Source organism: Bacillus sp. 2175 (assembly GCF_057812155.1).
Map to the genome: position 1 here is coordinate 4,104,209 of NZ_CM173819.1, position 20,435 is coordinate 4,124,643.

Here is a 20,435-nt window from a genome sequence, read left to right on the forward strand (position 1 = left end):
AAAGAGAAGCCTTTTTAGGCTTCTCTTTTTATTTGGAAATGGATACAATGTCCAAATGGATCCTCGACTTGTAATATTCCATCTTTGTACGTAGCAATCTTACCAATATTTTTTAAGCTTTCACATACTTGCTCTTTTTGTTTTTCATCCGCTAATACAATTGTGAAATATTTCAAACCAACAGAACCTGGCATTTGCGGTGGTACCCCTTCACCTTGCCATGTATTTAAACCGATATGGTGATGATAGCCACCTGCTGATACGAACAACGCTCCATTACGAGCTGGGATTGTTACTTCAAAACCAAGACCATCAACATAGAAACGTTTCGCTTCCTCTAAATCAGCTACATGGAAATGAATATGCCCCATCACAGTACCAGCTGGAAATCCACTCCATGTACTTCCTTGCTGCAATAATTCTTCACCAGCTAACGGGTTACTAACAAATGGGAGCTCTCCATTCTCATCACGCCAAACTTCTTTTTGTCGATCATGATAAATTTCAATCCCGTTTCCATCTGGATCAGCTAAATAAAGAGCTTCACTAAAGTAATGATCGGCCCCACCATGTAGTGGATATACCATTTCTACAAGATGACGAAGAACATTCGCTAAATCCTGCCTACTTGGTAATAAAATTGCGTAATGATATAACCCTGTTCTTCCTCTTTGCTTCGGAAAAGCTTCTTTCTTTTCTTCAATGATAAGAAGTGGTTCATCATTTTCATTCCCAAATGTAACGACTGCTTTTTCTTCTTTTAGCACCTTCATACTTAGTACTTCCGTATAAAACTCTAGTGATTTCTTTACATTAGATACGTATAAATGAACAACATCCAGTGTTGTATCGGGATGAAGTTGAAAACTCATCTTGTTAGCCCCCCATTTAAATTAGTTCTTCTTTGACATTTTTTCTTTTAAGAAATTATCTACAAAACCATCAGCTTTTGCAACAAATAAGTATGCACCCATTGCTAATAATGCAAGTTCTAATTCGAAACCAGGATTTTTTCCATCTCCCAATAAACCAGCTGACCATTTCACTTTTACGATTGCTCCAACCATAACAAGTGCAAATAATAATCCAATATATCTTACACCTAAACCTAGAATTAATAATAGGCCTCCAACTAATTCAAATGTTGCTACACCGTATGCAAGTCCTCCTGGTAAACCAATGCTTGTAAACCACCCTGCAATATTGTCAATTCCTGATTGGAATTTTGTTAAACCGTGCATGAAGAATGTTACCCCTAACACGATACGAATAATTAAGTTACCAATATGTTGATTCATTTCTTTCTCTCCTTTATAGTTTTCTTATACAAAACTTTTATTTACATTACAAAACATACACTAATTTTTTTTATTCGTCAATTCATTTTCACTGGGAAAAAATATATTTTTTTTGCTATGATACAAATAGTTGTTTACAAAAAGGAGCTTGATTTTATGAATATTGGTTCTGCAATACGTGAAATTCGTCAACGTAGGGGCATAACAATCGCACAAATTTGTGAGGGAACAGGTCTTTCTAAAGGATTTATGAGTCAGGTTGAAAATAATAAAACATCACCATCTATCTCAACTTTAGAAACGATCTCCAATTTTTTAAACGTTCCCCTTCCCTATTTATTGTTAGAGCAAAAAGATCGATTAAAAATTGTCAAAAAAGAAGAACGGAAATACAGTGTATACGGCAAAGATGAGCAAAGAATTGAACATGTTGCGGAGCAAGGGGGCCTTCGCCTATCTTTAGTAGAAATCCCTACTGGATTCCCGAAAGAAAACTCACCAAATGCCCATGAAGGGGAAGAATGTCACCTTGTATTACGCGGAAAACTAGAAGTTCAGCACGGTGAAGATATTGCAATTGTAGAAGAAGGTGATTCTTTCTCATGGAATGCATGCGTTCCTCATATTGTTCGTAATATAGGAGAAGAAACTGCATTACTACTCATCTCTAGTTATGCGGAAAATCGAAAACGTGTTTACTAAATAATAAAAAAGAAGCCTGCTAAACAGGCTTCTTTTTTATCCCCTTATAATTCCATAACTTGTCCCCACTAGTACAGTCTTTTCGTGTTGATTGCGATAAACTGACTCGATTGAAACTTTTTTATAGCCTTCCATTTGCTCAACATTTGTTAAAGTTAATTCACAAGTGATCGTATCTCCTGTGAAAACTGGTCTAATAAACTCACTTACTAATTCTCTTGCTATGTAATGTAATTCTTCGCCTACTTTCGTTCCAATGCTAGCAGTCAATAAACCATGGACCATTAATCTTCCATTTTCATCATATTCCACATGGTGTCTACCTTTATCTCCGGTAATATTTGCAAATTCAAACACCTCTTCCTCAGTAAATCTTCTTTCATATTTAAATACATCCCCAACTTTTATACTCATTTTTATCCCCCTAATAATAAACAGAATTTTCTTTTATTTTATCATAAAATGTGCCTCAATCCATTCTCTATTATCAAATCCTCAAAATTACCTCGCTAAACTTTTACTTTTCATTCATTTATCGGTGACCATCTCTTTTCGCGACTTGATATCCATAATACGCACATGTTCCATTTCTCGATAGCTCTCTAACTTCAAATCCACAGCTTCTATAAAAATCAAAATTGTTCGCAGAAGTATGTGCAAACCAGTCACCATGTGGTAGCTTTTGCAAGCAAAGAGCGACAAGTTTCTTACCTAATCCCTTCCCTCTATATTCACATTTCACAACTAAATTTACTATGTTCGCGACCATGATTCCATCAGAAACGACTCTAACCATGGCAATCATCTCTTCTTCATCCCAAATTGTGAATGCCCATGTTGAATTTTCAAATGCTATCGTGAATTTTTCAATTTGCCAAGAAGGGATATTATCATTGCTCCAACCGGCATCTTCAAATAAAGTCTTAATTGCATATGCAGGTACACCATTCGTTCCCTCACGAATAATAAGTCCATTATGATAAATGTACATGTAATCCCCCCTTTATTTTTATATACCATTCTTCAAAAAATGCAATTAACCTTTTTTCATCCAACGCGCCTAATGGAATAAACGAGAACATCCATCCCATGAAATGAAGTTGTTTTCTCATAACTAAGCCCCGTTTTTCTAGCAACAAAGATTGAGGCGGGGTGATCCGGATTAATAAGAGAAATCAATTTATTCATTCTTAACGCTTGGAAGCCATAGTCTCGAAATGCTGCCGCTGCTTCTTTCGCATAGCCTTTTCCCCAATACTGAGGTAATAACCAATAACCAATTTCAATTTCCTCTTTTCCATCTATCTGCTGCTTTACTAATCCTGCATGACCAATCCGTATTCCCGTTTCCTTTTCAATTAATACAAATAAACCGAGGCCGTTTTTATAGCTAGGAATTACCCACTCCTCCAAACTTTTTTTACATTGCATATATGTTTTTAACTTCCCGTTTCCAATATAGCGCATTACTTTTTCGTTTCCCCATAGTGAAGCGTAGAACTGTAAATCATCCATTGTATATTTACGAATTTGTAAACGGTCTGTATGAAACATTCCTTCACTCCTTTCCACTAATTTATTCTTAATTTCACGATCATATTTTGTATGCACAATAAATGTTACCATTTATTATAAATGAATCAACTACATAACACAGAATATTCAATCTTATAGAAACAAAAAAAGCAGTAGACAAATATTGTCCACTGCATCCATATCATAACTAGCATAAAGAAAACTACAATTGAGGGGGGTGTAGGATTTTCAAATATACTAGATACTTATCCCGTTCTAACGGGCGGTAAACTTTCCAATTGTTTCAAGTGAAAAGTTTACCGCACATAAGAACTTCTTCCGTTCATTAAGATAGTATTGCTAAATAATCATATACACGCTTAGATTTCTCTCCACCCATTCGTGCATGTTGAAGAAGAGAAATACCATGAGGACCAGATGCACGCAATGCTTCTGGTTGAGCTACTAAAATAGCTTGTACAACTTCTAATTCACCAAGCATAGCTGCTGCAAAAATATCCATCCGAGCACCCTTTTCTAGTAAATAAAGAGCAATATCTTTACGACCTACATGTGCCGATGCGCCTAACGCACTTTCCCAATCTGATCCACCCCAATTATAAGAGGCGTGAAGTAAGCTTGGTGATTCAACCAATAGCTCTTGTACTTTCTCTAAATCCCCGTGAGCTGCCATAACAAATTCTCTTACTAATTCAATGGTAATACGCTCTTCTGCTTGCATCGCTCTTCTCCCCTTTTAGAAATTCGTTTCGGTGTAAAAAAAGGCTTGTCACTTCCCTGAAAAATATCTACATCTATGCCAAACACATGTTGAAACATTTCATGGCATAGTACTTCTTCTGGTATACCATCATACTGAATTTTTCCTCGCTTTAATACAAGTAAACGATCGCTATATTGAGCAGCTTGGTTAATGTCATGCAAAACCATTATAATTGTCATTCCAAACTCCTCATTTAATCGTTTAACAAGTTCCATTACTTCCAACTGGTGAACGATATCTAAAAAGGTTGTTGGTTCATCCAATAATAAGACATTTGTACGTTGCGCTAGCGTCATCGCAATCCAAGCACGTTGCCGTTCCCCTCCTGATAAAGAATGTAAAAGACGATATTCATACCCTTCAAGATTTGTAACAGACAATGCCCAATCAACAATTTCTTCATCTTCTTTATTTAAGTGGCTACTCCATGATTTATGTGGACCTCTTCCGAACTCAATTAGTTCTTTCACTGTTAAATCTAATTGATGATCATGCATTTGTGGTAACATTGCTAATTGCTTCGCTACATCAGCACTCTTCATCATATGAATATTTTTCCCATCTAAAATGATGTCCCCTTCGCTTTGTTTCAGTAGCCTTGCTATTAAACGAAGCAAAGTAGATTTTCCCGATCCATTCGGACCAATTAAACTAACGATTTCTCCAACCTTAATATGTACATTCATATTTTGCATTTGAAATCTTTCAGAGTGTGCGTAAAACACTTTGTTAACGGAAATCACTTTGTTTTCCTCCTCTATGAATTAAATATAAGAAGAACGGACCACCTAAGAAGGACAGTAAAATACCAACAGGCAATTCGATTGGGTCAAACCAACTTCGAGCTATTGCATCCGCAAAAACAAGTAATACCCCGCCGCCAAGGCATGATAAAGGTAGCAAATATCTATAATCATTTCCAACTAATAAACGTAGCATATGTGGTACGACAAGACCGACAAATCCAATAAGACCAGACACACTTACTGCAATTCCAGCTAATAATGTACTTACTACGATTAAATAAAACCGACTTTTTTCCACGTTATGTCCTAATAACTTTGCCATTTCATCTCCAAGCATTAACACTCGAATATGCTTAATACCAAAGAAAGCTAATATAATGGCGAATATTGCATAATAAATAATCATGTTTAAATGTGCCCAACTTACACCACCAATACCGCCCGCTAGCCACGGTAACACCGATTGTACTTTGTCACTATGTAATAACATTAATGCTGACGTTGCTGCACCAATTAATGCATTGATCGACACCCCTACTAAGACGATTCTTGAAGGTGATGCCCCTTTTTGCCATGATAAAGCATAAATAACCATTGCTGTTATGAAAGCTCCTAAAAACGCCCCTAGTGGTAAAAAAGCTAGATGCTGTGGGAATAAAATCATGATGACAATTGCTACAAGGCCTGCCCCAGATGAAACTCCGATAATACCAGGATCTGCAAGAGGGTTTCTCATAACCCCTTGTAGCAGTGTACCAGATGCAGCTAAACATGTTCCTACTATAAACCCAATGAGCACTCTCGGTATGCGAAGATCCCATACAATTCGATGAACTGTCGAACCTTCCTCTTGTATACCTGTTAAAATATCTCGTACAGAAAAGGATAAACTTCCTGCGAAGAGACCGTAAAAGAGACCTAGGATTGTTAATACAACTAAAGTAACTGCTATTATCCATCTTTTTTTCGCAAAAGGATGTTCCTTTTCTCTTACTACTTCACTACTTTCCATACGTATCATTTCCTTACATCTTGTATACTTTTATACATAAAGTCCATTGCTTCTGTAACTTTTGTACCAGGATTAGATCCAAATAAATCAGGTGGCAAAATAACTACGCGGTTTTGTTTTACTGCCTCTAAATTTTTCCACGCTTCATTTTTCATCATTTCGCCTTCAAATGCTTTTTTCACACTTTTTGGATCTCCGTGTGTAATTAAATAAATGACATCTGGATTCGCCTCAATAATACGTTCTACACTTAGCTGTGCATATTGCGGATATTCTTTCGTTTCTGGAAAATCAGAAGCAATATTTTTTCCGCCTGTTTTTTCTAAAATATCACCTGATAAAGATGTTGGTAATGCCGCTAAATAAGTTCCTGGTGCGCCATACACTAGCAATGCTTTCACATCACTTTTTTTCTCATATTTCTTCATTTGATCATTCATTTTTTGATTAATTTCTTTTGCTTTATCTTCTTTCTTCATTACCGTTCCATATAATTCAATATTCTTTTGAATATCTTGTACAGAATTCGCAGAAGAAATGATAACTTGCGTTCCTTGTCCTTCAACCGTTGGCACATTCTTTTGGAATCCATTGTTAGCAACAAGTACATCGGGCTTCAAACTAGCAATTTGCTCAAAATTCGGTTGATGTGCATTCCCAATTACTTGTGCTTTCTTTAACTCCTCTGGAAGAGTTAATTTCGTATCCGGGCGACCTACTATTTTTCCACCTAAAGCATGAATAATATCCATGTCCCCCATACTTAATGTTGCAAAACTTTCTGGCACTTTATCGAATGTTACCTTTCTTCCTGATAGGTCGGTAATTTCGATTTTCTCTTTTCCTTTTTCTGTTTTGGTTGCAGACGCTTTTTCGTCCCCTTTGGCACTGCAACCTATTAACAAGAAAAAAATGGATAAAATCGCTGTAAATAGCGTAATAGATTTCTTCATTTCTTCACCTCTAATCGATAATGATAATCATTAACTACTATTATACTTTAATTGATAAGGATTATCATTGTCAACACGAAACACATATATTTTCCTACAAAAAACAAAAAGCGCGACAAAAAGATTTTTTCTTTTCGCTGCGCTCTAGTTAACAATATTATTCACATTCATTTTCCTCTAGCTGGTCACGCATCACTTTCACACGCTGAAAGAAAAAGAACGATAAGCTTAAAAATATAACGATGCTCCCCATCATAACAAAAAATTGGATTGTCTCTTTTGCTCCACTCGGAATCAATAAGCCAACCATTAACAATGTACTTACAGCGAGAAGCATTTGTCCAAACCGAGTATAATCTTCTATTTTTCCTTTTAATTCTTTCATTATATTCTCACTCCTCCATTTCACTGTATCATATTCTATGAAACTGAAAGACCAGTAAATACAGCCATTCTGGGAGATGTTTTCCAATAAAAAAAGAGCCGCTTTTACTGCGGCTCTTTTTTTATCATTATTCACCTTTATATGCTTCCATATAAATTTCTTTCAGCTCTGAAATAAGCGGTAACTTTGGATTAGCAGTTGTACATTGATCTTCAAAAGCTCTTTCTGCTAATACTCCAACAACCTCTTCAAATTGCTCTTTATCGACTCCTTGTCCCGCAATACTCATATTAATATTTAAGCTTTTTCCAAGCTCAATAATTGCTCGGACGAGTGATTCCACCCCTTCTGCTGCCGAACTTGCTGGAAGCCCGAGCATTCTCGCTATATGTGCATATCTTTCATCTGCCACAAAGTGCTCATATTTTGGGAACAATGCGTGTTTTCTTGGCTTAATAGCATTATAGCGGACTACGTGCGGCATTAGAATGGCATTTGCGCGTCCGTGCGGAATATGGAATTCTGGTCCAATCTTATGTGCTAAGCTGTGATTAATACCGAGGAAAGCATTTGCAAATGCCATCCCTGCAATTGCAGAAGCGTTATGCATTTTTTCTCTTGCTTCTTCATCATTTCCATCTTTATATGCTCTCGGTAAATATTTGAATACGAGATCAATAGCTTTTAATGCTAATCCATCTGTATAGTCATTTGCCATAACAGACACATACGCCTCAATTGCATGTGTTAAAACATCCATACCAGTATCTGCTGTTACATGTGGTGGTACTGTCATTACAAATTGTGGATCAACAATTGCTACATCTGGTGTTAATTCATAATCTGCGAGCGGATACTTTATATTATTTTTCTTATCTGTAATAACCGCAAATGGTGTCACTTCTGATCCCGTTCCTGATGTCGTTGGAATCGCAACAAACTGCGCCTTATTTCCTAATTCCGGATATTTACATGTACGTTTTCTTATATCTAAAAATTTCTGTTTAATACCATAGAATGTCGTTTCTGGATGCTCATAGAATAACCACATTCCTTTTGCTGCATCCATAGCTGAACCACCACCAAGTGCGATAATTACATCTGGCTTAAAGCTTTTCATCATTTCCGCACCTTTGAAAACAGTTTCATCTGATGGATCTGGTTCGACCTCAAAGAAAACTTCAACTTTCACATCATTTGCATTCTTGTTTAAATAGTGCGCGACTGTATCGACATAGCCATGTTCAACCATTCCGGAGTCCGTTACAATAAATGCACGTGAAATGTTAGGCATATTTGCTAAATAAGCTGTAGCATGTTTTTCAAAATAAATTTTTGGTGGCAGTTTGAACCACTGCATATTCTTTTTTCTATTTGCCAGCCTTTTTATATTTAATAAATGAGTCGCTGTTACATTTTGGGAAACTGAATTCTTTCCGTATGAACCACAACCAAGTGTAAGTGATGGAATAAATCCATTATATATATCCCCTATTCCACCTTGTGATGAAGGTGCATTTACAATGAGACGGCAAGCTTTCATACGTAACCCAAATTGCTTTTGCACATCTTTATTTGTAGAATGGATAACTGCTGAATGTCCTAAACCACCGAGGTTCAACATTTCTTCGCAATATGTAAATCCTTCTTCTAATGAATTTGCCTTCACACAAGCTAATACTGGACTCAGTTTCTCACGGGATAACGGATATGCTGCTCCGATACCTTGAATTTCAGCTACAAGCATTTTTGTATGTCCAGGAACAGTGATCCCAACTAAATCGGCAATATACTGTGCGGATTTCCCTACAATATCACTATTTACTGCACATGTATTTTCATTTATAACGAGCTTTTCTAATTTTTTTCTTTCTTCTTCTGTTACAAAGTAACAACTGTTTTCAATCATTTCTGTTTTAACATCATCATAAATTTCTTTATCGACAATGATTGCTTGTTCCGATGCACAAATCATACCGTTATCAAATGTTTTTGATAAAATTAAATCATTAACAGCTCGTTTTACATGTGCTGATTTTTCTATATAACACGGTACATTACCAGGACCAACGCCTAACGCTGGTTTTCCAGTAGAGTAAGCTGATTTCACCATACCAGCGCCTCCAGTTGCTAGAACGAGTGCTACACCATCATGGTTCATCAATTGTTTCGTCGCTTCAACAGACGGTCTTTCAATCCATTGAATACAGTGTTTTGGTGCACCAGCTTTCATCGCTGCATCATATACGGTTTTCGCTGCTGCCACAGAACATTTTTGTGCGGAAGGATGAAATGCGAAAATAATTGGATTTCTTGTTTTTATCGCAATTAACGCTTTAAACATTGTTGTCGACGTTGGATTCGTTACTGGTGTTACTCCAGCTACTACACCGACAGGTTCCGCGATTTCTATTATTTCTTCATGAGGATCTTCGTGAATAATCCCTACCGTTTTATCTTGCTTTATACTATGCCAAATATATTCAGTGGCAAAAATATTTTTAATGCATTTGTCTTCATATACACCACGGCCAGTTTCTTCAACTGCCAATTTCGCTAGCGGCATATGTTGATCAACACCTGCTAATGCCATTTCATGAACAATGTTGTCAATTTCCTCTTGTGTAAAACTTTCTAATGCTTGTAAAGCTTGTTGACCATTATTTACTAGCGTATCAATCATCTTTTTTACTTCCTGCATTTCATTTACAACTTTCTCTTTGACTACCATGTGAATTTCCTCCTATTCTACTATTACGGTCCTTATATGTCCCTGTAGGTCAAAATAAGTCCCAATTAACACAAAAAAATAGAGATGCTTTCCTACATGAATTTCATTGTTTGTGAAAAGTTTCACAAGTTTGTTCGTGAGTAACGTTTCCTGAATTCAATATACATGAAATCATTTCGTTTGTGTATGTCTATTTTGTGAAATGTTTCACAAAATAGACGTAATAAAAAAACGCACTGCTAATATAGAGCAGTGCATTTTTTATTATGCTAGCGCTTGTGCTAAATCTTCAATTAAATCTTCACCATCTTCAATACCGACAGAAATACGAAATAATGTATCTGTAATTCCTAATTCTTTGCGGCGATCAGCCGGGATTGATGCATGTGTCATTTGAGATGGAATAGAAATTAAACTTTCTACCGCTCCTAAGCTTTCAGCAAGTGTAAAGTATTGTAGTTTCTCAAGTACTTTATTTAATGTTTCTTCACTATCTACATCAAATGAGATAATAGCACCAAACCCGTTTGCTTGTTCTGTTGCTAATTCGTGATTTTGATGTGATTCAAGACCTGGGTAATATACTTTATTTACTTTTGGATGATTATTTAAGAACTCAGCAATAGCACGTGAATTCGTTTCATGTTCTTCCATACGAATTCCTAATGTTTTTAAACCGCGAAGTAGTAAGAAGCTATCTTGTGGCCCAAGAATACCTCCTGTTGAGTTTTGTACAAAGTGAAGATCTTCTGCTAGTTGTGGGCTATTTACAACTACTAAACCTGCAACTACATCACTATGACCTCCTAAATATTTCGTTGCACTATGAAGCACAATATCTGCTCCTAAAGAAATCGGCGACTGCCAATATGGCGTCATGAATGTGTTATCAATAATTGTTAATAGGTCTTTCTCTTTAGCAAGAGTAGATATTTTCTTAATATCAGTAATTTTTAGTAGTGGGTTCGTTGGTGTTTCCACATAAATTGCTTTCGTATTTGGACGAATCGCTTCTTCAACTTCCTCTAAGTTTGTTGTATCTACAAATGTATGCTCAATACCGAAACGGTTTAATACTTTCGTAATAACGCGGTATGTTCCGCCATAAACATCATCTGTTAAAATAACGTGGTCACCTTTTGAGAACAACATAATTGTCGCTGTAATAGCAGCCATTCCTGAACCAAATGCAAATCCAGCATGCCCATTTTCTAATACAGCAATCATTTCTTCTAAAGCTGCACGTGTTGGGTTACCTGTACGTGAATATTCATATCCTTGATGCTTACCAACTGCTTCTTGTTTGTACGTACTTGTTTGATAAATCGGTACGTTTACAGATCCAGTTGAAGGTTCTCCTATGCGAATACCATGAATTAACTTTGTCTTTGCTCTCATTTTTTATTCCCATCCTTTGTATATGTCTTTACTTAAATAGCGCTCACTGCTATCAGGAAAAATCGTTACAATATTTGTACCTGGTGCTGCCTTCTCGGCCTCAAGTAAGCTCGCATGAAATGCTGCTCCTGAAGAGCTCCCAACGAGAAGTCCTTCTTTTTTCGCTAATTCTTTCACTCGTAAAAATGCATTTCGATCAGAAATCGTATGAATTTCATCAAAATAAGATGTCTTCAAAAATGGCGGGATAAATTCCAGTCCAATTCCTTCGGTCTCATGTGAACCAGCCTTACCACCATTTAAAATAGATCCTTCTGGCTCTACGATAACTGTTTTAATATCTATATTTTTTTCTTTCAAATAAGATGCAGTCCCCATAAACGTACCGCCAGTTCCTGCTCCAGCAACAAATATGTTAATCTCTCCATTCAATGCGTCCCACAGTTCAGGTCCTAGTGTTTTAAAATATGCACGAGGATTTGCCTCATTTGCGAACTGACTTGGAGAGTATGAATTCGGTAGTTCATTTACTAACTCTTTTGCTTTAGCAATTGCACCGGTCATTCCTTGCTCAGTCGGTGTATGCACGACCGTTGCACCTAGTGCTTTCATTAATTCTTGTTTTTCAATACTAAATTTCTCTGGTACACAAACAATAACACGTAAATCATGTTCTAATGCTGCAAGTGCCAGTCCAATACCAGTATTCCCAGCAGTCGGTTCAATAATTGTTCCACCCTGGGTCACAAGCCCTTTTTCTAGCGCATCTTCGATTAATTCTCTTCCTAAACGATCCTTAACGCTTCCGCCTGGGTTATAAAATTCAAGCTTTGCAAATAAACGGACTCCTTTCGGAAGTGAAAAACGAGTAATTTCTACAATTGGTGTATGACCAATTAACTCATGAACTCCACGATATACATTCATCGTGTTCTCCCCCTTGTTTGCCAATAAAGAAAAGGCAACTGTATGTATTTTCTTTATATGAGACAGTTGCCTTTTTGTTACATTACTTTAACTCTTCTAACACTTTTACGATAAAGTTTGTAGAATGAAGAGCTGCTTGATCTAAAAACTGATCAAATGAAACATTTGATTCTTTACCAGCAATATCAGAAAGTGCGCGAATGATAACAAACGGAATTTCATATTGGTGGCATACTTGTGCAACAGCTGCTGCTTCCATTTCTACCGCATAAAGATTTTCAAATTTATCACGGATGGCTGCAACGCGGTTCGAATCACTCATAAATGAATCACCTGTTGCAATCATACCTTTTACAACTTGAATATTTTCTTCAGCCTGCATACATTTCTCAGCTAATGCAACTAACGCCTCATCAGCTTTAAATCCAGGCGGCATTCCTGGTACTTGACCATATTCATAGTTAAATGTTGTTACATCTACGTCATGGTGACGAACTTCAGTGGAAATAACTACATCACCAACGTTTAGAGAATGATGGAATCCACCAGCTGAACCAGTATTAATTACTTTTTCAGGCTTATATTTTTCTAATAAAATTGTCGTTGACATCGCTGCGTTTACTTTACCAATACCAGACTTTAACAAGATTACTTCATGCCCTGCTAATAGCCCTTTCGTAAATTCACAACCTGCAACCGTTTCTGTCTCTGCTTGTTCTAATTTGTCACGTAAAATACGTACTTCTTCTTCCATTGCTCCAATTACAGCAATTCTCAATCTAATCCCTCTTTCTATTGCTTAGTTGCCTCCATTACCCAAACGAAATGATTTAATCTCGTGAACGTTACATGGAAGCCATTGTTTTCAAAAATAGTCTGCATAACTGGAATACGTGTATAGTATTCCGTTTGCAAATCGTTTGCTAACTGGTGGAAACCTCTTTGTTTTGCTGTTTCAACAGTTTTATCATATGCATCTTGATCTGCAAATATCGTATCAGCAAACACTATTTTACCACCTTTGTTTAGCAATTGACTATACTTCGCAATCGCTACATTTTTTTCATCATCTGTTAAATGATGAAATGCATAGGTGCTTACAATGGTATCAATTGAATTTGGAACTTCAAACGAAAGAAAATCACCGTCTGTAATTGAAAATTCTTTTGGCAATTTCTCTTTTGCAATCATGCGCATTTCACGCGACGGTTCTATACCGTAAACTGTGCGGCCAGCAAGTAATAATTTATTTGTTAAATTACCTGTACCGACACCAAATTCTAATACATTACCAAATGACTTGTTAACTACATCCTCTAGAATGTCCTCATAATGGGCGAAAACTTCTTTATATTGTATATCTTCGCCTTGTACAAATGAGTCGTACGTATGAGCCCACTCATCAAATAAACCATTAAATTCTGTACCCATAAAAATTCCCCTTTTTCTTATCGGTTTTATCAGTATGATATTCCCTCTTTCTAAAAATGTCAATTGAAATGTACATGGTATTTCCTTCTTTTCTTTGTTACACTATAGTTGATTACATAGGAGAGGGGCCGTCTTCATGTCATTTACCTTTGAAATGTTAGAAGATAAAGTAGAGTTTTTTGAAGCGGGAGACTTAGCTTCTTTAGAACGAAAAATTAGTGAACAAATTGATAATAATAAAGCACTTATGCTTGAAGTTCATCACATCTCACATCAAATGGTTATGGATCCTGAAAGCAAAAGACCGTATTATAGCGCGGTTGTTCATTTTAAATTAAAGAAATTGCGTTAACAAAAAAGAGAAGCTCCTAAGGAGCCTCTCTTTTTTAGTTTAGAGTTTGAACAAGTACTGGTTTCCAGCCCTCATTGTCTACCCAATCAATATTTACATAATATCTTTTCCCACTTTGCTTATCTTGAACATCACCATAAGCTTTGCTCTTTCCAGTTTTGTCTCTTCCAACAAAATGGAATACTAATTGCTCTTTCGGTACTTCAACACCTGCAGCAATTGCACTTTGCATCTCATTCCAATCTGATGAACCCTGTTTAAACGTCATCGCTGGTGATGAACCTTGTTCTGTTCCTACAGCTTTCCAAGAAGGTTTTGTATACGCCTCTTTTGCCTTAGATACAGTTTTCTCAGCTGATACTTTCTCGTTAGCTTTCGCTTCTTCTTCAGCTTTTTTCTGTTCTTCTTCAGCCTTTAGCTTCTCTTCTTCAGCTTTTTTCTTAGCTTCTGCTTGCTCTTGTTCTTTTTCTTTTTTCTTAGCAGATTCTTTATCTTCTGATTTTCCAGCTTTCTCATTCTTTGTTGTTTGTTGAGAGACTTTCTTATCAGTAGAAGATGCTTGCTCTTTCGTACTAGGAACGAACAATTGATATGCTACAATAGCTACTAATAGTAATACAATAGCGATTGCAATATTTAAAACACCGTTTTGACGACGTTTTTGTTGTTTCTGTTGGAATCTTGATCCTCCTGCCATTCTCCAAACCTCCATGCAGTTTTTCCTAATTGCTATTGTAACATTAAATCTAGAAAGGTTGAACATTTACAATGATATTTTCATGAAATGAAGACATTTCACTATAAATTGCAAGATTACTTTTCATTCTCCAATTGATAGATTGCTCCTACCATATCTTTAAAAATAGGTGTAACTTTATTCACTTTGCTATCAGTCTCTAGATCAACAACAACTAAAGCATATCTTGGATTCTCATACGGAAAATAACCTGCAAACCAGCGATTCACCCTCGTCCCTTTCCCTGTTTGCGCTGTCCCGGATTTTCCAGCGACACTTAGTGGCAACGAACGGAATGCCGTTCCTGTTCCTTTCTCCCTTGTTACAACGCCTCTTAATAACTCTTGTAATGTTTTCACTGTTTCATACGAAAGCTGTTTTCCATTTAACGTATGGCTCTCAAATGTAAAAAAATCCGCTCCATTTTTATATACTATTTTTTCAACTGCTTTCACTTCCATCTTTTCTCCATTCCTCGCAATCGTCGCCATCATATTTGCAATTGCTAGAGGTGATATACGTACATCTTTCTGTCCAATTGCTGTTTGTTCTACCGCTTTTTTACTATTTTTATTTTCTTCATTCCCCCAAATAGTAGTACCCTTTTCTTCTGGCATTTGCTCAAAATGAGGTGTATGAAATACAGAACCTTTCCATCCAACCTTTTCATTTGCTCCTAAAGCTGCTACGTATGTTTCTAGCACCGTCTTATCCTTTTGTAATAGCTCGTTACCTAACTCGGAAAATGTCCTGTTACAGCTCCTAGCAAAGCTCTCTTTAAAGTTAAGTGTACCCATCCTAACTTGCGGGTCGTTTTCACCATATAAATCTTTATTACAGTTAAATGTCCGATTAAACAAATTTACTTTTTGATCAATGACTGCAGCTGCAACTACTGTTTTAAAAACAGAGCCTGGAAAATGTGGCGTTAACATTTGATTTTCAAGTGTAGTTTTATATAAATTCTCATCCCTTACTTGTAAAGACGGCTTACTAGCCATCGCTAATATTTCATTTGTCTTTACATCAAGTAATACTAGTCCCCCCTTCTTTATTTCATTCGCTTCAATCACTTCTTCTGCTTTTTGCTGCAACTCTTTATGTAAAGTAGTTTGAATCCTAACTGGATAAAATGGATTTCCTGGTGAAGTGTATTTCGCTTGCTTTCCGAAAATTGGTTCTCCTTGCCGATCTACTTGATATAATACTTTTGCCTCTCCATCAGTCAATAGAAATTCATCAAATGATTGCTGTAATCCTGAAATACCTATCGGCGTTTGTTTTGAGATTCTTTTCAATTCTCCATATCGCTTTTGAAACTCCCTTTCGTTCTCCCCTACATCACCAATTAAATGATTTATCTCTCCAGTTTGTTTTAATCGCACTTCAGCTGCTACAATACCTAATACATGTAATTCATTTACCTTCTCCATCTGCTCTCGTGTCACTCGAAATGGAGCAGTTTCTCCTTGTAGTGTAAATGCATTTTTATTATTTTTCATTTGTCTTCTAATCTCTTGTCTCGACACACCAATGATATGCGCGATTTTCTCTAACATGTCATTTTTTATTTGTAAAAATGGAAAAATAATTAAAACAGGATATTTTTCCTCACCTATTTTTTTACCATTACGATCTATAAACTGCCCACGTCCATCGTCTACTGTAATGGATTGTGTGCGTTGCGTAACACTTTTTTCAATTAAATTTATTTTGCGATCAGTAAATGATTCTGTATCTATAATTTGAATTTGGATTAAACGACAAAGCAATACAAACATAACGCTCATAAAACAAATTAAAACAATTGTAATTCTCCGTTTTATTTTCATAAAAAACACCTCGTCTATTGTAGTTTAGACGAGGTACTATTTTATTTATACAATCTCCAAAACAAAAACAGATATTATATAAGGCTATTATTGTTTCTTTGGCTTCTCTAAAAATTTCATAAGAAGCGATCTAAATTCAGTTTCATTCACTCCAGTGTTTTTAGCAACTTCAATTACAGTGGTTGTTACATTAGCCGCTATTTTTAAATAATCCTTACTAAGATTATCCATTTCATTTCTTTTTTCTTTTGCATTCTCAACTGTTACAGAATCAATACAAGTAATCATCTTATCTACAATATGTAAATAATTATTTTGTGCATCTATTATTTTTTGAATATCATCTTTATTACTTACTTTCGATTGTTTTAAATATGTATATGCTTGATTCACTTCATCTTTTAAAATTTTATCATTATTCTTCGCCTGTTCTTGTAACATATTCTTCATATCATCTATTGTTTTTTGATCCATCGAATCTCGCAATAAATAATCTGGATTCCCAATTGCGTAATCATACTTAATCGTTACATCTTGAAATATTTTCATGACAATTGCTAATTGATACGCTACATCAAAATCATTAAATTCCTTTTTATCTTGTGGATTTTCTAAGGCTTTTGAACTCTCAGTTGCTTTAATATCCTTTTTTTCTTCTTGCTTCACTTTTTCTCCCTTTGATGATGTAGTTTCTTCATTCGTTCCGCATGCAGCAAGTCCTAATATGGAGATACTACAAACCAATCCTGTAAAGATTTTATGTTTCATAATTAGCCCCTTTTCCCTTTTAAAACCTATGGTCTCTAATTATGATATCAAAGCTTAAAGTGTTTTTTTGACATTTTTTGTCGAATCACTCTAAGGTTTACACAATTTTTTTCATTCGACAGAAAAAAAGATTCTCCCGATAGGAGAATCTTTTTTTATTTTACAGAGACAATCTCTACTTGCATTTCTCCGCCTGGTGTTTGGATTGTTACTTTCTCACCAATTTGCTTACCTAATAAGCTTTTTGCGATTGGAGAATCGTTAGAAATTCTTCCTTCGAATGGATCAGCTTCCGCGCTACCTACGATTGTATACGCTTCTTCATCTCCGTTTGGTAATTCTTTAAATGTTACTGTTTTACCTAATGTAACAACAGTAGATACTTCGCCAGTATCTTTAATGATAACTGCGTTACGAATCATATTTTCTAATTGTGTAATACGTCCTTCTACGAACGCTTGCTCATCTTTCGCTGCATCGTACTCAGAGTTCTCAGAAAGATCCCCGAAGCTACGTGCGATTTTAATACGTTCTACTACTTCTTTACGTCTTACTGTTTTTAATTGCTCAAGTTCGTTCTCTAGTTTTTGCTTACCCTCTTGCGTCATAGGGTATGTTTTTTCTGTTGACATATTTTCCACTCCTTTTATATACCAATCCCCCGAAAAAAAAGAGGAGTTCCATATGAAAACTCCTCCGCTTCCATTGTTAGCGGAGGTTTCTAGTACCCTTGCACTAGCGGAGTTGTCACATACAACCCCGTATTTCCAATTCTTCTTTATATAAAGAAGATATGTATGGAAAGTTGATATAAATATGCCCTCACCTATATATAGATGAGGTTGCATGTTTCATTGTATTCGATAAGAAGGGAAAAAATCCCTTCCTACCGTATATCTTTTACTATGCTATTACAAATTTACTTTTTGTTCAAGAATTGTTGCAATTTTTGTCACCATAATATCAATTGCAACGTGGTTTTGTCCACCTTCAGGGATAATAATATCCGCAAATTTCTTAGAAGGCTCAATAAATTGATTGTGCATTGGACGTACAACATTTACGTACTGATCAATAACTGAATCCATCGTACGACCGCGCTCTTTAATATCACGTTGCATGCGGCGCAGAATACGAAGGTCAGCATCCGTATCAACGAATAATTTAATGTCCATTAACTCGCAAAGACGTGGGTCTTCTAAAATAAGAATTCCTTCTAAAATAATTACATCTTTCGGCTCAACCGGAATAATTTCTTCTGAACGCGTATGCAATGTATAGTCATATACAGGCTTATCAATTTGCTCATATGCAAGCAACTGCTGCAAATGTTCAATTAACAGATCATTATCAAACGCAAGCGGATGATCATAATTTGTTTTTAAACGCTCTTCCATTGGTAAATGGCTTTGATCTTTGTAATAATAATCTTGCTCTAAGATTAAAATAGAATGACCTTTAAAATGGTCAAAAATCGCTTTCGTTACACTCGTTTTACCTGATCCCGAACCACCAGCAATTCCAATTACAACAGGCTTATTCGTCCCCATTCGACTATCACTCTTTCTTATTGAAGTATGCTTTTGCGCATCATATTATTCACATACACTCGTTGATCCACTTTGAATTTCACGATTTGCAACGGATGTCTCGCTGCATCTAATTCGTTTCCATCCTCATCCCAAATTTTCTCCACCGTTTGCGTAAAGTTTTCTATTTCTGGTCCAAAGAACTCCACTTCATGTCCTGGTTTGAAATGATTACGTTGCTCAATCGTTACGATGCCCGTTTCTTCATTATAATCTAACACTAAACCAGCAAAATCATACGTTGTTTTCTTACTATGATTTCCAAACATTTGCTCTTGATGTCCTGGAACCCCTTCAAAGAAGGCAGGAGCTGTATCACGATTTGCACATTTATCAAGCTCATCTAACCATTCTTGTTTAAACTCAAAGTTATCTGGATCCGCACAATACGCATCAATTACTTTACGATATACAGTTGCTACAGTCGCTACGTAATGGATTGATTTCATACGTCCTTCTACCTTTAAGCTATCGATTCCGATTTCAATCATTTTTGGAATTGATAAAATTAAATTTAAATCTTTTGGACTCATCGCAAAGTGAGCATCTCCTTCTTGGAATAGAGGAAGCTCTTTTGCATCTTTATGTTGTGATACTGTTTGAACTAAATCATAATCCCAGCGGCAAGATTGGCAACAACCACCACGATTAGAATCACGCGCTGTCATATGGTTACTTAATGTACATCTTCCTGAATATGCGATACACATTGCACCATGGACGAACGCTTCAATTTCAATATCCACTTTTTCTTTAATTTCTTTCATTTCTTCATAGCTTGCTTCACGAGCTAATACAAGACGATGTAAACCTTCTTCTTTCCAATACTGTGCTGCTTTCCAGTTGGATAGTGATTGCTGTGTGCTTAAATGCACCTCAACAGAAGGCGCTACGCGTTTACAAGTCTCAATGATAAGCGGATCAGCAACGATAATTCCCGTTACGCCAGCTTTTTCAATCCCTTTTAAATATTCCTCTAGCCCGTCCATATTTTCATTATGTGCAAAGATATTTGTTGTTACGTATATTTTCGCTCCATACTTCTTTGCAAACTCAACGCCTTCTGCCATTTCTTCTAGCGTAAAGTTACCTGCATTCGAACGAAGACCAAATTCTTGTCCACCTAAATATACAGCATCTGCCCCGTAATGGATAGCTACTTTTAATTTTTCTAAGTTACCCGCAGGGATTAACAGTTCAGGTTTCTTCACAATAACACGTTTGCCATCGATCACTCGTGAAATTTCTTGTACAGTCATTTCCTACACCCTCCTCG

At 36.2% G+C, this 20,435-nt stretch carries 23 protein-coding genes; 2 read left to right on the forward strand and 21 right to left on the reverse strand.

What is annotated here, in order from left to right; genetic code table 11:
- Positions 1-14: 14 nt before the first annotated feature.
- Together ACXKY9_RS21280 and ACXKY9_RS21285 are read right to left on the reverse strand one after the other, a co-directional pair.
- Positions 15-872 (reverse strand): VOC family protein, encoded by an 858-nt coding sequence (locus ACXKY9_RS21280; protein ID WP_000009845.1) that lies wholly within the window; start codon positions 870-872, stop codon positions 15-17.
- A gap of 21 nt (positions 873-893) precedes the next feature.
- A complete protein-coding gene (locus tag ACXKY9_RS21285) occupies positions 894-1,298 on the reverse strand; it encodes a DoxX family protein (protein WP_001071553.1) in 405 nt (134 codons plus the stop codon).
- A 156-nt stretch (positions 1,299-1,454) separates the two neighbouring features.
- Between ACXKY9_RS21285 and ACXKY9_RS21290 the strand changes: the two genes are divergently transcribed.
- On the forward strand, positions 1,455-2,000 hold the full coding sequence (locus tag ACXKY9_RS21290) for a helix-turn-helix domain-containing protein (protein ID WP_001020693.1): 546 nt from the start codon (positions 1,455-1,457) through the stop codon (positions 1,998-2,000).
- A 36-nt stretch (positions 2,001-2,036) separates the two neighbouring features.
- Here the strand turns inward: ACXKY9_RS21290 and ACXKY9_RS21295 are convergent, their stop codons facing one another.
- From ACXKY9_RS21295 to ACXKY9_RS21355, 13 genes are all read right to left on the reverse strand, one after another.
- Complete coding sequence (locus ACXKY9_RS21295) at positions 2,037-2,414, reverse strand: hotdog family protein (protein WP_000025015.1); 378 nt, start codon at positions 2,412-2,414, stop codon at positions 2,037-2,039.
- A 118-nt stretch (positions 2,415-2,532) separates the two neighbouring features.
- Positions 2,533-2,991, reverse strand: coding sequence for a GNAT family N-acetyltransferase (locus ACXKY9_RS21300; RefSeq protein WP_000276118.1), 459 nt, complete (start codon positions 2,989-2,991; stop codon positions 2,533-2,535).
- Between the two features lie 56 nt (positions 2,992-3,047).
- Positions 3,048-3,626: a GNAT family N-acetyltransferase gene (locus ACXKY9_RS21305; RefSeq protein ID WP_002132649.1), complete on the reverse strand. Its 579-nt coding sequence runs from the start codon at positions 3,624-3,626 to the stop codon at positions 3,048-3,050.
- A 235-nt stretch (positions 3,627-3,861) separates the two neighbouring features.
- Positions 3,862-4,257 (reverse strand): ankyrin repeat domain-containing protein, encoded by a 396-nt coding sequence (locus tag ACXKY9_RS21310; RefSeq protein ID WP_001147403.1) that lies wholly within the window; start codon positions 4,255-4,257, stop codon positions 3,862-3,864.
- Positions 4,224-5,042 carry an ABC transporter ATP-binding protein gene (locus ACXKY9_RS21315; protein WP_000626551.1) on the reverse strand — a complete coding sequence of 273 codons (819 nt, stop codon included), beginning with the start codon at positions 5,040-5,042 and terminating at the stop codon, positions 4,224-4,226. Before ACXKY9_RS21315 ends, ACXKY9_RS21310 begins: the two co-directional genes overlap by 34 nt.
- On the reverse strand, positions 5,029-6,057 hold the full coding sequence (locus ACXKY9_RS21320; protein ID WP_002132647.1) for a FecCD family ABC transporter permease: 1,029 nt from the start codon (positions 6,055-6,057) through the stop codon (positions 5,029-5,031). The genes ACXKY9_RS21315 and ACXKY9_RS21320 overlap by 14 nt, the downstream gene beginning before the upstream one ends.
- A gap of 5 nt (positions 6,058-6,062) precedes the next feature.
- A complete protein-coding gene (locus ACXKY9_RS21325) occupies positions 6,063-7,010 on the reverse strand; it encodes an ABC transporter substrate-binding protein (RefSeq protein WP_000748457.1) in 948 nt (315 codons plus the stop codon).
- 157 nt (positions 7,011-7,167) lie between these two features.
- Entirely contained in the window at positions 7,168-7,395 is a 228-nt protein-coding gene (locus ACXKY9_RS21330) for a YrhC family protein (protein ID WP_000661265.1), read from the reverse strand.
- 127 nt (positions 7,396-7,522) lie between these two features.
- Positions 7,523-10,126, reverse strand: coding sequence for a bifunctional acetaldehyde-CoA/alcohol dehydrogenase (adhE, locus tag ACXKY9_RS21335; protein ID WP_000260502.1), 2,604 nt, complete (start codon positions 10,124-10,126; stop codon positions 7,523-7,525).
- A 264-nt stretch (positions 10,127-10,390) separates the two neighbouring features.
- The gene (locus ACXKY9_RS21340; RefSeq protein ID WP_001201907.1) at positions 10,391-11,524 is read right to left on the reverse strand and encodes a bifunctional cystathionine gamma-lyase/homocysteine desulfhydrase; all 1,134 of its coding nucleotides are present in this window, start codon (positions 11,522-11,524) and stop codon (positions 10,391-10,393) included.
- Between the two features lie 3 nt (positions 11,525-11,527).
- Complete coding sequence (locus tag ACXKY9_RS21345; protein WP_001103880.1) at positions 11,528-12,451, reverse strand: O-acetylserine dependent cystathionine beta-synthase; 924 nt, start codon at positions 12,449-12,451, stop codon at positions 11,528-11,530.
- Positions 12,452-12,533: 82 nt separating this feature from the next.
- Complete coding sequence (mtnN, locus tag ACXKY9_RS21350) at positions 12,534-13,229, reverse strand: 5'-methylthioadenosine/S-adenosylhomocysteine nucleosidase (RefSeq protein WP_001217030.1); 696 nt, start codon at positions 13,227-13,229, stop codon at positions 12,534-12,536.
- A gap of 14 nt (positions 13,230-13,243) precedes the next feature.
- The gene (locus ACXKY9_RS21355; RefSeq protein ID WP_000536315.1) at positions 13,244-13,882 is read right to left on the reverse strand and encodes a class I SAM-dependent methyltransferase; all 639 of its coding nucleotides are present in this window, start codon (positions 13,880-13,882) and stop codon (positions 13,244-13,246) included.
- 136 nt (positions 13,883-14,018) lie between these two features.
- Between ACXKY9_RS21355 and ACXKY9_RS21360 the strand changes: the two genes are divergently transcribed.
- Positions 14,019-14,234, forward strand: coding sequence for a YrzA family protein (locus tag ACXKY9_RS21360; protein WP_000010984.1), 216 nt, complete (start codon positions 14,019-14,021; stop codon positions 14,232-14,234).
- A 34-nt stretch (positions 14,235-14,268) separates the two neighbouring features.
- On the opposite strand, the gene ACXKY9_RS21365 is transcribed toward ACXKY9_RS21360, so the two are convergent.
- The 6 genes from ACXKY9_RS21365 to ACXKY9_RS21390 all read right to left on the reverse strand — a co-directional run bounded on the left by ACXKY9_RS21365 (position 14,269) and on the right by ACXKY9_RS21390 (position 20,418).
- Positions 14,269-14,931, reverse strand: coding sequence for a YrrS family protein (locus ACXKY9_RS21365; protein ID WP_000897099.1), 663 nt, complete (start codon positions 14,929-14,931; stop codon positions 14,269-14,271).
- A 116-nt stretch (positions 14,932-15,047) separates the two neighbouring features.
- Positions 15,048-16,802, reverse strand: a complete 1,755-nt coding sequence (locus tag ACXKY9_RS21370; RefSeq protein WP_000695155.1) for a peptidoglycan D,D-transpeptidase FtsI family protein — start codon at positions 16,800-16,802, stop codon at positions 15,048-15,050.
- A gap of 87 nt (positions 16,803-16,889) precedes the next feature.
- Positions 16,890-17,570, reverse strand: a complete 681-nt coding sequence (locus tag ACXKY9_RS21375; protein ID WP_000680878.1) for a hypothetical protein — start codon at positions 17,568-17,570, stop codon at positions 16,890-16,892.
- Positions 17,571-17,725: 155 nt separating this feature from the next.
- Positions 17,726-18,202, reverse strand: coding sequence for a transcription elongation factor GreA (greA, locus tag ACXKY9_RS21380; protein WP_000102591.1), 477 nt, complete (start codon positions 18,200-18,202; stop codon positions 17,726-17,728).
- 279 nt (positions 18,203-18,481) lie between these two features.
- Complete coding sequence (gene udk, locus ACXKY9_RS21385; RefSeq protein WP_000537078.1) at positions 18,482-19,120, reverse strand: uridine kinase; 639 nt, start codon at positions 19,118-19,120, stop codon at positions 18,482-18,484.
- 17 nt (positions 19,121-19,137) lie between these two features.
- On the reverse strand, positions 19,138-20,418 hold the full coding sequence (locus tag ACXKY9_RS21390) for a peptidase U32 family protein (protein ID WP_000217974.1): 1,281 nt from the start codon (positions 20,416-20,418) through the stop codon (positions 19,138-19,140).
- Positions 20,419-20,435: the final 17 nt, after the last annotated feature.